12 protein-coding genes are annotated in these 15,583 nt (G+C 63.0%); 9 read left to right on the top strand and 3 right to left on the bottom strand.

The features are described 5' to 3' along the window. The first annotated feature begins 72 nt into the window (after window positions 1-72). From ACP15R_RS05135 to ACP15R_RS05105, 7 genes are all read left to right on the top strand, one after another. Entirely contained in the window at window positions 73-1,098 is a 1,026-nt protein-coding gene (locus ACP15R_RS05135) for a TRAP transporter substrate-binding protein (protein WP_424985314.1), read from the top strand. Window positions 1,099-1,168: 70 nt separating this feature from the next. Continuing rightward, window positions 1,169-1,747, top strand: coding sequence for a TRAP transporter small permease subunit (locus ACP15R_RS05130; RefSeq protein WP_424985313.1), 579 nt, complete (start codon window positions 1,169-1,171; stop codon window positions 1,745-1,747). Between the two features lie 18 nt (window positions 1,748-1,765). Further along, on the top strand, window positions 1,766-3,352 hold the full coding sequence (locus ACP15R_RS05125) for a TRAP transporter large permease (RefSeq protein ID WP_424985312.1): 1,587 nt from the start codon (window positions 1,766-1,768) through the stop codon (window positions 3,350-3,352). Between the two features lie 175 nt (window positions 3,353-3,527). After that, complete coding sequence (locus ACP15R_RS05120; protein WP_424985311.1) at window positions 3,528-5,039, top strand: UxaA family hydrolase; 1,512 nt, start codon at window positions 3,528-3,530, stop codon at window positions 5,037-5,039. A 164-nt stretch (window positions 5,040-5,203) separates the two neighbouring features. Continuing rightward, a complete protein-coding gene (locus ACP15R_RS05115; RefSeq protein WP_424985310.1) occupies window positions 5,204-6,091 on the top strand; it encodes an NAD(P)-dependent oxidoreductase in 888 nt (295 codons plus the stop codon). 3 nt (window positions 6,092-6,094) lie between these two features. Then, window positions 6,095-7,003, top strand: a complete 909-nt coding sequence (locus ACP15R_RS05110) for a DMT family transporter (protein ID WP_424985309.1) — start codon at window positions 6,095-6,097, stop codon at window positions 7,001-7,003. 27 nt (window positions 7,004-7,030) lie between these two features. Continuing rightward, complete coding sequence (locus ACP15R_RS05105) at window positions 7,031-7,636, top strand: LysE family translocator (RefSeq protein ID WP_424985308.1); 606 nt, start codon at window positions 7,031-7,033, stop codon at window positions 7,634-7,636. Window positions 7,637-7,647: 11 nt separating this feature from the next. Here the strand turns inward: ACP15R_RS05105 and nadC are convergent, their stop codons facing one another. The 3 genes from nadC to nadA are packed head-to-tail and all read right to left on the bottom strand — an operon-like array spanning window position 7,648 to window position 11,122. Then, on the bottom strand, window positions 7,648-8,496 hold the full coding sequence (nadC, locus tag ACP15R_RS05100) for a carboxylating nicotinate-nucleotide diphosphorylase (RefSeq protein ID WP_424985307.1): 849 nt from the start codon (window positions 8,494-8,496) through the stop codon (window positions 7,648-7,650). Further along, entirely contained in the window at window positions 8,493-10,064 is a 1,572-nt protein-coding gene (locus ACP15R_RS05095) for an L-aspartate oxidase (protein ID WP_424985306.1), read from the bottom strand. The genes nadC and ACP15R_RS05095 overlap by 4 nt, the downstream gene beginning before the upstream one ends. 5 nt (window positions 10,065-10,069) lie before the next feature. Beyond that, window positions 10,070-11,122, bottom strand: coding sequence for a quinolinate synthase NadA (gene nadA / locus ACP15R_RS05090; RefSeq protein WP_424985305.1), 1,053 nt, complete (start codon window positions 11,120-11,122; stop codon window positions 10,070-10,072). A 509-nt stretch (window positions 11,123-11,631) separates the two neighbouring features. On the opposite strand from nadA, the gene aceE reads away from it, so the two are divergent. After that, on the top strand, window positions 11,632-14,286 hold the full coding sequence (aceE, locus tag ACP15R_RS05085) for a pyruvate dehydrogenase (acetyl-transferring), homodimeric type (protein WP_424985304.1): 2,655 nt from the start codon (window positions 11,632-11,634) through the stop codon (window positions 14,284-14,286). 24 nt (window positions 14,287-14,310) lie between these two features. Continuing rightward, on the top strand, window positions 14,311-15,570 hold the full coding sequence (gene aceF, locus ACP15R_RS05080) for a dihydrolipoyllysine-residue acetyltransferase (protein ID WP_424985303.1): 1,260 nt from the start codon (window positions 14,311-14,313) through the stop codon (window positions 15,568-15,570). Window positions 15,571-15,583: the final 13 nt, after the last annotated feature.

The following is a 15,583-nucleotide window of genomic DNA, read 5'->3' as shown; positions in this document are numbered from 1 at the left end:
GCTCGTCTTTACGGCCACCAAGCGCGGGAGGAGAACAGCGTGAGGCCGGTGACATTTGTTTGGGAGGACAGAATGAAGATCTTGACCAGGGCGGCATCCGCCGTTGGTGTCGCCGCGCTCCTGTCGGCGACCGCACTCACCGCATCGGCGCAAACAACCAGCCTGCGCATCCAGACGCATTACGCGCCCGAGACGGTTTCCGGCAAGCTTGCCGCCGAGTATGTCGATAACGTTCAGACCATGTCGAACGGCGAAATCGAAATCGAAATGTTCTATTCGTCTTCGGTCGTCAAATCGGTTGAGACCTTTGATGCGGCGGCAACCGGGATCGTCGATTGCGACATGACCGGCGGGGCGTATCAGACCGGCAAGAACGCCGCGTTCCAGTTCGTCGGCGACATCATGGGCGGCTATGACACGCCCTATCAGCAGCTGAGCTGGCTCTACTACGGTGGCGGGCTCGATGCGGCGCAGGAGCTCTACAACAAATACGACATGCAGCTGATCGGCTGGTGGGTCTATGGGCAGGAGAGCTTTGCCTCGTCCAAGCCGATTGCCAAGGTCGAGGACTTCAAGGATTGGAAATTCCGCTCGCCTCCGGGCATGGAGACCAAGATTTTTGAAAAGCTTGGCGCCAAGCCGATCGTGATGGATTTCACCGAGATCTTTACCGCGCTGGAAACCGGCATCATCGATGGCGCGGATGCGTCGGGCCTGGCCAACAATGTCGGGCTGGGGCTGTATGACCTGGTGAAATACGCCAACTATCCGGGTTTCCATTCGATGCCCTCCGACCACCTTGCCTGCAACAAGGCCAAGTGGGATGCGATGCCTGAATCCCATCGCCGGATCATGTCGGTTGCGATGGAATCCCTGGCGCTGCGCACGGCGCTGACCTTCGAGAAGAAGAATGCCGAGGCGGCTGCCGAGCTGACCGAGGCCGGGGTGACGCTGTCGGCATGGACACCGGAAGAAAAGCAGAAATTCCGGGATGCCGCGCAGGCCACCTGGAGCGAATTTGCGACCACGCCCGAGGCCGAGGCCCTGGTCGAGGCGCATCTGAGCTATCTCAAGCAGCTCGGGCTGGTGTCCGAGTAACTGCTCTTGCTCACGGGCGGCCGGATCATCGGCCGCCCGTTTTCTTTCGGGCTGATCCTGCGAGGTTGTCATGGTCGAACATGAACGTACCGGCTGGGTGGATGCGTTTACCTGGCGGTTCAGCCGGGTGGCGATGATCCTACCGGCGGTGATCGTCGCCATCATGTTTTACGAAGTCATCATGCGCTACGTGTTCGAGCGTCCCACCCTGTGGGTGAACGAGGCGTCGTTGTGGATGGGCGGTATGGTCTATCTGTTCTCCGGCCTCTACGCGATGCAGCAGCGCAGCCATATTCGTATCTTCATCCTGTATGACATCGCGCCGAAATGGTTGCGTCACCTGTTCGACCTGCTGTCGACTCTGGCGATCATCATTTTCTGCCTTGCGGTGATCTGGGGCGGATATGGCGAGGCCTATGCCAAGTTCATGCGATGGGAGCGGTTCGGAACCGCGTGGGATCCACCGATCCCGGCGACGATGAAACCGTTGATCCTGATCACGCTGACATTGGTGACGATCCAGGCGGTGTCGAACCTGATCAACGACTGGAACAAGGAACCCGAGTCACATGACGTGACCGACGAGATCGACATCGCAATCGAAGAAGTCAAACGCGCACAGGGCCAGGCCGACCACGATCGGGGCTGACGCGGCAGGGGACAGTTTATGGATATCGGTACTATTTCACTGGTCCTGCTGGTCGGGATGCTGGCATTGCTGGCAATTGGCATGCCGCTGGGGTTTGCTTCTGGGTTTCTCGCCGTCGTCGTGATGGTGATGAAGTTCGGTCCCGATCTGCTGTTCAGCAATTTCGGGTCCGGGCCGCTGAACATCCTCGCACAGCGGATGTACGGGCTGACCACCGACTACGTGCTGATCTCGGTGCCCCTGTTCATTCTCATGGCGACATTGCTGGAGCGATCGGGGATCGCGCGGGACATGTATTCCTCGCTGTCGGTCTGGCTCAACCGGACACGGGGCGGCATCGCGCTGGTGACGTCGGTCATGGCGGTGGTGATGGCGGCGATGTCGGGTATCATCGGCGGCGAAGTCGTGCTGCTTGGTCTGATCGCGCTGCCCCAGATGTTGCGGTTGGGGTATGATCAGAACCTCGCCATTGGCACCATCTGTGCCTCGGGGTCCCTGGGCACGATGATCCCGCCGTCGATCGTGCTGATCTTTTACGGGCTGATCACCGAAACCTCGATCCATGCGCTGTTCAAGGGGGCGTTTGTTCCCGGCTTCATCCTCGCCTCGTGTTACATGCTCTATATTATAGTACGCACGCGGATGAACCCGTCGCTGGCTCCGCTTCCCGAGCCGGGGCCTGACGATATGACCGGGGCGCAAAAGGCGGTATACGGGTCCAGCCTCCTGGCCATGATCGCCATCGGCTTTCTGGCTGTCACGCTGATCCGTTCGGGTTTCATCACCGCCATGGGCCGCATCGATGCGGACACCGCCGTTCTGAGTTCGGGGCAGATGATGACCCGCGCGGGCATCATTGCCATCCTGCTCGCCTATCTGTTCATCTATGTGCGCCCCCCCCGCATTGCCGCCGCATGGAACGTGGGCAAGGGGCTGATCGCACCGCTGCTGGTGGTCGGGGTCGTGCTTGGCTCGATCTATGGCGGCATCACCGGCATCACCGAGGCGGCGGGCATGGGAACGTTCGCGGTACTGGTCCTGATCATCATGCGCGGTGAGTTTTCATGGACCCTGGTGCGCGAAGCCCTGATGCGCACGTTCAAATCCACCGGCACGATCATCTGGGTGACATTCGGGGCAACTGCGCTTGCGGGGGCCTATACGATTGCCGGTGGCCCGACCTATGTGGCGAACCTGATTGTCGGCTATGACCTGCCGACTCTGGGTGTGCTGGCGGTGATGATGATCATCTTCCTGTTCCTCGGCGCTTTCATGGATTGGGTGGGGATCGTGCTTCTGGTGATGCCGGTGTTCCTGCCCATCGTGCTGAAGCTGCCGATTGACGAGATCGGGGTCTTCGCGCCGCTGGTCGAGGATCCGCGCTTTCTGTCGGTCTGGTTCGGCATCCTGTTCTGCGTGAACATGCAGGTGTCGTTCCTGTCGCCTCCGTTCGGACCGGCGGCGTTCTACCTCAAATCCGTGGCACCGCCGCATATTTCGTTGCCCGACATCTTCCGTGGTTTCCTGCCGTTCATCGCCATCCAGCTGTTCGTGTTGATGCTGATCCTGTTCTTCCCGGAACTGACCATGTTCTTCCGGGGCTGAACGGATGGGCGGGCGATGTGTTGATCAGTTGCGTGTTCAACCGAATAGTCGCAGGCTGCGCATGCGGGTGTGAGCCAGGCAGACGCCCTTTGCGGGGCGCGGGCCTGTACCGCCTGTGCCTCTGCGCCCGGTGATGATGGGCGCATATGTCCCGCGGCAAAGAGAGAGTAGAGAGATGAGAGATTTCATCCGCCTTGATCCCGACGATAACGTCGTGACCGCCACCCACGCGTTGCAGGCCGGCATCCCGGTCGAAGAGACCGCGACAACCGGGTTGGTGCCCTCGGGCCACAAGATCGCCACGGTCCCGATCCGCGAGGGCGAGCAGATCCGCAAATACGCGCAGTTCATCGGCCTTGCGTCACAAGACATCGCGCCCGGCGATCACGTGCACACCCATAATGTATCGTTCCGCAACACCGAAACGGCCTATGAATTCGGCACCGACCTGCGTCCGGTTGACCCGGTTCCCGAGGCACGGGCCGATACGTTCATGGGCTATCGGCGCGCGAACGGGCGGGTCGGCACCCGCAACTATATCGCGGTGGTCACCTCGGTGAACTGTTCCGCGACGGCAGCGCGCCGGATCGCGGATGCGTTCGGCCCAGACGAGATGGCGCAATATCCGAATGTCGATGGCGTGGTGGCCTTTGTGCATGGCACCGGGTGCGGCATGGCCGGCGATGGCGAAGGGTTCGAGGCGTTGCAGCGGGTGATGTGGGGCTATGCCCGCCACCCGAACCACGCCGGGGTCCTGATGGTGGGGCTGGGCTGTGAGATGAACCAGATCGACTGGCTGCTCGAGGCCTACGGGCTGCAACAGGGGCCACTGTTTCAGACCATGAACATCCAGTCGGTCGCGGGGTTGCAGCGCACCGTCGACATGGGCATCCAGAAGGTGCGCGCGATGTTGCCGCTGGCCAATCAGGCGCGGCGCGAACCGTGCCCGGCTTCGGAGTTGATGGTGGCCTTGCAATGTGGCGGTTCGGATGCCTGGTCGGGGATCACCGCGAACCCCGCGCTTGGTTATGCCAGCGACCTGCTGGCGGCACAGGGCGGCACTGGCGTGCTGGCCGAAACCCCCGAGATCTACGGTGCCGAACATCTCTTGACGCGGCGCGCGGCGGACCGGGCGACCGGCGACAGGTTGGTCGGGCTTATCCGCTGGTGGGAAGATTATACCGCGCGCAATCGGGGCAGCATGGACAACAATCCCAGCCCCGGCAACAAGAAGGGCGGGCTGACCACCATTCTTGAGAAATCGCTGGGCGCGGCGGCCAAGGGCGGCACCAGCCCGCTGATGGGGGTCTACAAATACGCCGAGCCGGTCACAGCGCGCGGATTTACCTTCATGGACAGCCCCGGTTACGACCCGGCCAGCGTTACCGGTCAGATCGCCGGGGGCTGCAACCTCGTGGTGTTCACCACCGGGCGCGGATCGGCCTTTGGCTCCAAGCCCGCGCCGACGATCAAGGTGGCGACCAACAGCGAGATGTTTGCCCGCATGGTTGACGACATGGACGTCAATGCCGGCGACATGTTGACCGACGGCGTCACGGTCGAGGAGAAGGGGCGCGAGATTTACCAGCTGATCCTGCGGGTCGCCTCGGGAGAGGTCAGCAAATCCGAAGCGCAGGGGCTTGGGGACTATGAATTCGTCCCCTGGCAGATCGGGGCCGTGATGTGACTTCGGATGCGGGCGGCCGGGCTGCCGTGATGCCCTGACCCAATTGAACGATCGGAGATGCTGGATCAAGCCGGGCGATCCGCCTGCGGGTCCGCACTCGCCTTGGATGCCAGCGCCTGAGGGGCGGGACCGGATAGGTCGAACTCAAGAACGGAGAAGAAGAGATGAGCAAACCACATATCGGATTTATCGGGCTGGGCCTGATGGGCGCGGCGATGGTCGGGCGGCTTCAGGACAAGGGGTATGACCTGACCGTCATGGGCAATGTCACCCGCACCCGTATCGACGCGGCGGTTGCCGCCGGGGCGACCGAGGCCAAGACGGCGGCAGAGCTGGCCCGCGCGTCGGACGTGGTGATGCTGTGCATGGATACGTCCGAATCCGTCGAGAGCCGGATGCAGGGCCAGGAGGGGGTCATCGCGGGGCTCCGGCCGGGCACCATCGTGGTCGATTTCGGCACTTCGCTGCCCGGCTCGACCAAGGCCCTGGGTGCGGCGGTGGCGGAACGGGGCGGCACCTATCTGGATGCGCCGCTGGGCCGCACGCCGGCCCATGCGGTTGACGGGTTGCTGAACATCATGTGTTCCGGTGACAAGACGGCCTTTGACAGGGTCGAACCGGTGTTCCGGGACCTGGGCGAAAACGTGTTCCACCTCGGTGCTCTGGGCAACGGGCACACGATCAAGCTCATCAACAATTTCTTTGCGATGACCACGGCAAATGCCATGGCCGAAGCCTTTGCCATGGCGGATCGTGCGGGCGTGAAGCGCAGCGATCTGTATGACGTGATGTCGGCGGGGCCGCTGAAATCCGGGATGATGGACTTCATCAAGGCCTACGCGGTGGAGGGCGATGCCAGCAACCTTGCCTTTTCGGTGCGGAATGCGAACAAGGATGTGGGGTATTACGCGCAGATGGCTGCGGATCTGGAGGCCCCCTCGATCATGTCCAACTGCGCCCGCGAGGCGCTTGGCCTTGCCGTCGATGGCGGAATGGGGGATGCTTTGGTGCCGGAAATGGTGGATTTCTATGTCAAACGATTTGCAAAGTAACAGATGGCCGGGCTGAGCGCCCAGGTCAGGCAGGATCGCGCCGAACTGGGCATCGTGATGATGCTGGCGGCCTACTTCCTGTTCGCGACGCTCGATACTTCGGTGAAATGGCTGGTTGTCGGCGGCTTTCACGCCTTCCAACTGGCCTTTTTCCGCTATGTCGGCCATTTTGCGATCTCGCTTGTGCATATCGGCGGGGGCGGGGTGTCGTGGTCGCGTTTTGCCACCAGCCAGATCGGGCTGGTGCTGCTGCGCGCGTTTTTCCTGGTGGGCTCGACCGTTCTGAACTTTGTTGCGCTGAACTATCTGCCGCTGACGGTGACCTCGGCGATCATGTTCTCGGCCCCGATCATCGTTTGTGCGCTGTCGATGCCGCTGCTGGGCGAGCGTGTGGGGCCTTGGCGCTGGCTGGCGATCCTGATGGGGTTCATCGGTGTGCTGGTGATCATCCGCCCGTTTGGCGAGGCGTTCCATCCCGCGGCGCTGCTGTCGGTGATCAATGCCGTGATGATGGCGCTTTACTCGATCCTGACCCGTCGCCTCGCGGGGCAGATCGCGGCGCAGACCATGCAGCTTTATGCCGGGGCGGTGGGCACCATTGCCTTGCTGCCATTTGCGATCATGACATGGAAGACACCGGAAACCGGGCTGGACTGGGCTTTGATGATCGCGCTTGGGTTCTGGGGCTGGCTGGGGCACGAATTGCTGACCCGCGCGCACGGGTTCGCGCCGGCGGGGACGCTGATGCCCTATACCTATTCCTTCATGATCTATCTCACGATCAGCAGCTACGTAGTGTTTGGCAACCTGCCCGACCAATGGACGGTGATCGGAGCGGGGGTGGTGGTGTTCTCGGGGCTGGTGATCTGGTGGCGTGAAAAGATGATCGAGGCCCGACATGGGCGCCGCTAGAACCATGGCTGGTGTGACCGGTCTGTCATGCTGACCTTTGCGGCGGCGGTTTTCTTCCTGATCATCACACCGGGGCCGGGGGTGTTGTCGACCGCCGGGGTCGGATCGGCCTTTGGCCGCGCGGCGGGCAGCCGCTATGTGGGCGGCCTGTTCATCGGGCAAAACCTCGTCTCTGTCGCGGTGATCAGCGGGCTTGCCGCGATTGTACTGGCCGACGCGCGGCTGCGCACGGTGCTGTTCCTGCTGTCGGTGGCCTACCTGTTCTATCTCGCGGCGCGGATTGCCTTGGCCGGCTCGCGCCTGGCGTTCATCCGCCGGTCGCGCGCGCCGGGGGTGCTGGGCGGGGTGGCTTTGCAGGTCATCAACCCCAAGGCCTATGCGGTGAACACCACGCTGTTTACCGGGTTTTCCTTTCTCGCCGATGACCTGTTCCTGGAAACGGCGATCAAACTGTTGATCATGAACGCGATCTGGATCCCGATCCATTTCCTGTGGCTTTGGGCGGGTATTCGGCTGGGCCAGCTTGATCTGCCCGAGCGGGTCCACCGGACGATCAATATCGGCATGGCGCTGTCGATGCTGCTGGTGGTGGCGCTGGCGATCCTTGCGCAGCTGCGCCCGTTCGCCGCCTGAGCCGCCAGCGGTCAGAAATCGAGGCCGAGATCGAGCGTTTGCGCCGAATGGGTAAGCGCCCCGGACGAGATATAGTCAACCCCGGTGGCCGCCACTTCGGCGACGCGGTCCAGGCGCATGTTGCCCGAGGCTTCGAGGGGCAGGCGGCCGGCAGTCAGCGCAACCGCGTCGCGCAGGGTGGCGGTGTCCATGTTGTCCAGCAACACCACGTCGGCCCCGCCTTCGTCCAGCACCTCGGCAAGCTGGTCGAGCCGGTCGACCTCGATCTCGGTGCGGATCATATGCGAGGCCCGTGCCTTGACCGCCTGCAACACCGGGCGGATCCCCCCGGCGGCGGCGATATGGTTGTCCTTGATCAGGATCGCATCCGACAGGGAAAACCGGTGACTGAAGCCCCCGCCATGCAGGACCGCCTGTTTTTCGACGAGGCGCAACCCCGGAGTTGTCTTGCGGGTACAGGTGATGCGGGTCCGGGTGCCTTTGGTCTGGTCGACGAAACCGGCGGTCAGCGTGGCGATGCCGCTGAGCCGCCCTGCAAAGTTGAGCGCCACCCGTTCGGCCGACAGGATCGATGCCGCTGCGCCCTCGATCTCCATGAGCAGATCGCCCGGCGCAATCTGGTCGCCATCGGTGGCGCGGGGCGTGATGCGCAAGTCGCGATCAATCAGGCGAAAGGCCAGCGCGGCGACCTGAAGCCCTGAAACAACCCCGGCCGCGCGGGCATTCAGGCGGGCCACATAGGTGGTCCCGGCGGGGATCACCGTCTGGGTGGTGATGTCGCCGCTGGTGCCGAGATCCTCGAACAGGGCAGCGCGGACCAGCGGTTCGAGGACCAGGTCGGGAAGGGGTGTGTGGGTCATGTGTATTCCAATCGGGCGTCGTGGCGAAGAGCCAGGGCATCGGTCAGGGTCAGCGCCGAGCGCTGGCCGGTGTCACCATCCTGATCCGGGAAATCCGAGCGGTAATGCGCGCCGCGGCTTTCCTCGCGGGCCAGCGCGGCTGCGGCGATCAGGCTGGCGGTGGCGGTCATGTTGGCAAGCGGCGCGCAATCGGGTTGGGCGGCTTCGATGGCGGCGATTTCACCCAATGTTCGCCGTAGCCCGTCGGCATCACGGATCACCCCCGCGCCGTCGGTCATCGTCCGGCGCAGCCGCGCGATCAGGCCGGGATCGGCGGCTGGCGCGGGGGGCAGATCAGGCAGGGTGACAACCGGTGCCGCCCGGCGCGATGCGCCAAGCTGCCCGTCGATATCAAGCGCCGCGCGGCGGGCAAAGACCAGCGCTTCGAGCAGGCCATTCGAGGCCAGCCGGTTGGCGCCGTGCAACCCGGTCGATGCCGCCTCGCCACAGGCCCAGAGACCGGAAAGCGAGCTCTTGCCATTGGCATCGGTGGCGACGCCGCCCATGTGGTAATGCGCCGCCGCCGCAATGGGGATCGGCTGTTGCGCGGGGTCGATCCCTGCGGCGCGGCAGGCCGCCGCAACGGCGGGAAATTCATCGTGGATGCGCACACCGATGGCCGCGCGGGTGTCGAGTGCGGGCCGTCCGCCGGATTGGGTTTGCGCATAGACCGCACGGGCCACGATATCGCGGGTTGCCAGCTCGGCCTCGGGATGCATGGCCTGCATGAACCGGATTCCCGCAGCATTGACCAGCGTCGCCCCCTCGCCACGCAGTGCCTCGGTGGCCAGCGGCGCGGGGTCAAGGCCACAATCGATTGCGGTGGGGTGGAACTGGACGAATTCCGCATCCGCGATCACCGCGCCGGCGCGGGCCGCCATGCCCATGACCTCGCCGCGAATACGGTGCGGATTGGTGGTCACGGCATACAACCCGCCGGAGCCGCCCCCGGCCAGTAGGACAGCGGGCCCCCGGATCAGGCAGGATCCGGACCCGTTCGGGGCGCAATGGGCAAGTTCGACCCCGGTAACGGTGTCGCCCTGACTGTGCAATCCGGTGGCCACGACATGCTCAAGCACCTGGATTGACGGCGTCCGACGGACCAGTGCCACCAGCGTTCGCATGATCTCGGCCCCGGCCTGATCGCCGCTGACCCGCACCACGCGGGCACAGGAATGCGCCGCCTCGCGCGAGAGGACATAGCGCCCTTCGTCGGTGACATCGAACGGGGTGCCAAGGGCGGTCAGGTCGAGGATATGGTCGCGGGCCTCGGCGGTGACCAGCCGCGCGATATCGGGCAGCACCGAACCGGCCCCGGCGCGGATCGTGTCAAATGCGTGGGCCCCGGCGCTGTCGGCCGGGTCCATGGCGGCGGCAACACCGCCCTGCGCCAGGATCGAGCTGGCCCCGGTTCCGAGCGGGTCGGGAGACAGGATCAGCACCGGGCGCGGCGCAAGCTGTAGCGCGGCATAAAGCGCCGCCAGCCCCGCGCCGACGATCACGACGCGGTCGGTGTCAAGCCTGTGCATGCCGCTCACGCGGGTTGGCGTCGGGACAGGTCGATCATGCGTTCGACCGCAACGCGCGCCTTGGCGGCGGTGGCGGGGTCGACCTCTACGGCGCCCTGCATCGAGTGCAAGGACCAGAGTACGTTTTCGAGCGTGATCTTTTTCATGTAGGGGCACATGTTGCACGGGCCGACGAATTCGACCTCGGGCAGGGCATCCGAGATGTTGGTGGCCATCGAGCATTCGGTCACGAGCAGCGCCTTGGTGGGGCGTTCGCGTTCGACATAGTCGATGATGCCGCTGGTCGAGCCGGAAAAATCTGCCTCGGCCACCACGTCCGGCGGGCATTCGGGATGGGCGATGATCCGGGTCTGCGGGTCGCCCTCGCGGAAATCGCGCAGGTCGCGGGCGGTAAAGCGTTCATGCACGATACAGGCCCCGTCCCACCAGACGATCCGCTTGTGGGGAACCTGTTTCGCGACATTCTGGGCCAGGTATTTGTCCGGCGTCATGATGACGGTGTCGCTGTCCTGGGCGGCAACGATCTGGGCGGCGTTCGACGAGGTACAGCAGATGTCGGAGGCGGCTTTTACCTCGGCAGTGGTGTTCACATAGCTGACCACCGGGGCGCCCGGATAGCGCGCCCGCATCTCGGCAATGCCTTCGGCGGTGATGCTTTCGGCCAGCGAACAGCCCGCCTCGCTGTCGGGGATCAGCACGGTCTTGGCTGGGTTCAGGATTTTCGAGGTTTCGGCCATGAAATGAACGCCGCATTGCACGATCACTTCGGCCTCGACCTTGGTTGCCTCGATCGCCAGTTGCAGGCTGTCGCCAACTACGTCGGCGATGCCGTGGTAAATCTCGGGCGTCATGTAGTTATGCGCGAGGATCACCGCATTGCGTTCGGCCTTCAGTTTGTTGATCGCGGCGACATAGGGCGCAAAGATCGCCCAGTCCGGTGGCGAAACGACGCGGTTCATACGCGCATGGATATGGGCGTTGGTCTCGGCGATTTCGATGGAAGGGGAGAGATCGTAGTGATCGGAGAGTTCGGCGCGCAACGCGATCTGATCGAGCAAGGGCGAGGATTCCTCAGGTTGGTTAAATCCGCCGGAAAATGGCGAGGCCGTATGCTTGCGAAGTTTGGTGCGGCGCTTCTAAAGCAAAGTTGACGTGGGGGCAAGCGAGTGTTTCGCCGACACCGGACCGCGTGCTGTGGCTGTAGTGCTTGCTGTTGGCACACGTCGGCACCCCGTCGAATCGCACATGGCTATCCGGATTGCCGGGGCCATAGACAGGATGCGCAAAAATTGCTGTAGTCCATTCGAGGGTGGAGGATCGCGCATAAAATATGTGCGTTTTGCCCGGGTGGGTAAAATAGTTCAGCGTTAAACTATCGGCTATGCGCCGCGCGCAGACAAGATATGCGCAATGGGGGCTACGCGAGGTAAGGGTGGCGTGATAGGCACCGCTCATTGAAACGGGCCGATCATTCCGGTTGGCTCTCGCTATGTTCTGGATGTGGTGTCTGGAGTATAGTTTAATCTTAAACTAACCTCGCAGTAGGGCGGGGCAAGGGAGAGGGCATATGACAGACCACGCTCAGGATATTGATCCTGTCGAATCCCAGGAGTGGCAGGAAGCGATCGAGGACGTCATCGAACGCGATGGCGCGAACCGGGCGCATTTCCTGTTGGACAAGGCGGTACAGCAAGCCCGCGCCGCCGGGGCCAACCTGCCGTTCTCGGCGACCACGCCGTACCAGAACACCATTCCGGCGGATGATCAGGAACCCTTTCCCGGCGACATGGAGATGGAGTGGCGGATCCGCACCATCAATCGCTGGAACGCCATGGCCACGGTCGTGCGCCGCAACAAGGAGAGCAGCGAATATGGCGGGCATATTGCGTCCTTTGCCAGCTCGGCGGCAATGTATGACATCGGCCTGAACCATTTCTGGCGTGCCAAGTCGGCGGTGCATGGAGGCGACCTGGTGTTTTTCCAGGGTCACGTGATCCCCGGCATCTATGCGCGCAGCTTTATGGAAGGCCGCATCAGCGAAGAAGAGCTGGAGAATTTCCGCAGCGAAGTGAGCGGCAAGGGGCTGTCATCTTATCCGCACCCGTGGCTGATGCCTGATTACTGGCAGTTCCCGACAGTCTCTATGGGCCTTGGCCCGCTGATGGCGATCTATCAGGCGCGGTTCATGAAATACATGCACAACCGTGGCCTGATCGACATGGCCGACCGTAAGGTCTGGTGTTTCCTTGGCGACGGCGAAATGGACGAACCCGAAAGCCGGGGCGCCATTGACCTTGCCGCGCGCGAGGGGCTGGACAACCTGATCTTTGTGATCAACTGCAACCTGCAGCGTCTGGACGGGCCGGTGCGCGGCAACCACAAGATCGTGCAGGAGCTCGAGGGCGATTTCCGCGGCGCGGGCTGGAATGTCATCAAGCTGCTCTGGGGCAAGGGCTGGGACGAGTTGCTGGAAAAGGACTCCAGCGGCCGGTTGCGCCAGTTGATGGACGAAACCGTCGACGGGGATTACCAGACCTTCAAATCCAAGGATGGCGCTTATATCCGCGAGCATTTCTTTGGCAAGTACCCGGAAACCGCGGCGTTGGTCGAGGATTGGACCGATGACCAGATCTGGGCACTGCGTCGGGGCGGGCATGATCCGGAAAAGGTCTATACCGCATTCAAGCGCGCAACCGAAACCAAGGGACAGCCGAGCTGCCTGCTGGTCAAGACCGTCAAGGGGCACGGTATGGGCACCGCGGGCGAGGGGCAGAACACCACCCACCAGCAGAAAAAGCTGAACGAAGACCAGCTGCGCGCCTTCCGCGACCGTTTCCAGATCCCGGTCAGCGACGAGGATGTGGGCAAGGCTCCGTTCGTAACGCTGAACAACGCGCAAAAGGCGTATCTGGCGGATCGCCGCAAGGCGCTTGGCGGGGCGTTCCCACAGCGTCAATCGGTCAGCGACAAGATGGAAATCCCGGCGCTCGACAAATTCGCGACCCAGCTCAAGGGGACCGGTGATCGCGAGATTTCGACCACCATGGCCTTTGTTCGCATTCTGACCACGCTGTTGCGCGACAAGAAAATCGGCAAGAACGTGGTGCCGATCGTGCCGGATGAAAGCCGGACATTCGGTATGGAAGGGCTGTTCCGCAGCGTCGGCATCTATAACCCTCTGGGGCAGAAATACACCCCGCAGGATGCCGACCAGATGTCCTATTACAAGGAAAGCACCGACGGTCAGGTGCTTCAGGAGGGCATCAACGAAGCTGGGGCCATGGCCGACTGGATCGCGGCGGCAACCGCCTATTCCAACCACGGCGTGCCGATGATCCCGTTCTTCATCTATTACTCGATGTTCGGGTTCCAGCGGATCGGCGATCTGGCCTGGGCCGCCGGCGACAGCCGGGCGCGGGGCTTCATGCTGGGCGGGACCGCCGGGCGCACCACGCTGAACGGCGAAGGGTTGCAGCACGAGGATGGACATTCCCATATCCTCGCGGGGACCATTCCCAACTGCATCAGTTATGATCCGACCTTCCAATACGAGGTTGCGGTGATCGTGCAGCACGGGTTGCAGCGCATGTATGGCGACCAGGAGGATGTCTATTTCTACCTGACCCTGATGAACGAGAATTACAGCCATCCGGACATGCCGATGGGTGTTGAGGATGACATCATCAAGGGGCTGTACCGGTTCCGCGAAACGCCCAAGCCCGGCGACAAGCATGTCAACCTGATGGGGTCGGGCACGATCCTTGTTCAGGCGCTGAAGGCGGCGGAGATGCTCGAAGAGGATTTTGGTGTGACCAGCGACATCTGGTCGGCGACATCGTTCAACGAGCTGGCCCGCGAGGGGCAGGATTGTCTGCGCCACAACCGTCTGAACCCGCTGGCCGAGGAGATGGTCCCGTTTGTGACCCGTCAACTCGCCAGGGCCAAGGGGCCGGTGATCGCGGCGACCGACTACATGAAGAACTATGCCGAACAGATCCGGGCGATGGTGCCGGGGGAATACACGGTGCTGGGCACGGATGGCTATGGCCGCTCGGACAGCCGGGTCAACCTGCGGCGGTTCTTTGAGGTGGACGCCAACCATATCGCGGCCTCGGCCATGGAGCGGCTCTATCGCGCCGGCCATGTCAGCCGCGAGGAAATGGAATCCGCCCTGAGCAAATACGACATTGACGGCGCCAAGCCGAACCCCCGCCTGGTCTGAGTGCGGGCACGAGGAGACAGAATAATGGCAATTGAAGTAACCGTGCCGGATATCGGCGATTTCAACGACGTTCCGGTGGTGAGCATCCTGGTGAGCGTCGGCGACGTGGTCGCGCAGGAAGACCCGCTGATCGAGCTGGAAAGCGACAAGGCAACCATGGAAGTGCCCAGCCCGGCAGCGGGCAAGGTGACCGAGATCAGGGTCAGTGAAGGCGACAAGGTGTCGATGGGCAGCGTGATCATGATGGTCGAGGCCGAAGCGGGGGCGTCCGCGCCGGCCGTCGAGGCCGCCCCGGCCGCTGCCGCCCCGGCCCCCGTGGCACCTGCGGCCCCGGCAGCGCCGGCGGCGGCGCCCGCGGTAACCGATGCGGGGTTTGGCAAGGTTCACGCCAGCCCGTCGGTGCGGGCCTTTGCCCGTCAGCTGGATGTCGACCTGGGCAAGGTCAACGGCACCGGGCGCAAGGGGCGTATCCTGCGCGAGGACGTGACCAAGTTCCTGAAATCCTCGACCGCCCCGGTGGCGGCTGCGGGTGGCGCGCAGGGTGGCATGAGGATCCCGCCGATCCCTGTTGTGGATTTCAGCAAGTTCGGCCCCGTCGAAGACGTGGAGATGCCGCGCATCAAGAAGCTGTCCGGTCCGGCCTTGCATCGCTCGTGGCTGAATATTCCGCATGTCACCCACAACGAAGAGGCGGATATCACCGATCTTGACGGGTATCGCCGCGAGCTGGATGGGCAGGCCAAGCAGGAGGGGTATCGCGTCACCTTGCTCAGCTTTGTCATCAAGGGGTCGGTTTCGGCGCTCAAGAAACATTGGGAGGTGAATTCCTCGATCCATCCGGATGGCGACAAGCTGATCAGAAAGGATTTCTACAATATCGGGTTTGCCGCCGACACGCCGAACGGGCTGGTCGTGCCGGTGATCAAGGATGCGGATCGCAAGGGGATCATCGAGATTTCCAAGGAGCTGGGCGATTTGTCGGCCAAGGCGCGTGAAGGCAAGCTCAAGGGCGATGACATGTCCGGGGCAACATTCACGATCTCGTCGCTTGGCGGGATTGGCGGCACCTCGTTCACGCCCATCGTCAATGCGCCGGAGGTGGCGATCCTGGGTCTGACCCGGTCCAAGATGGCACCGGTCTGGGATGGCGAGGCGTTTGTGCCGCGTAACATGCAGCCCCTGAGCCTGTCCTATGATCACCGGGCCATCGACGGGGCGCTGGCGGCGCGGTTCTGTGCCACGCTGAAACACCTGCTCGGCGATGTACGCCGGCTGATGCTGTAAGGAGGGCGTGGAG

The organism is Microbulbifer sp. S227A, assembly GCF_049800935.1.
This window is presented reverse-complemented; position numbering and strand designations above follow the sequence as displayed.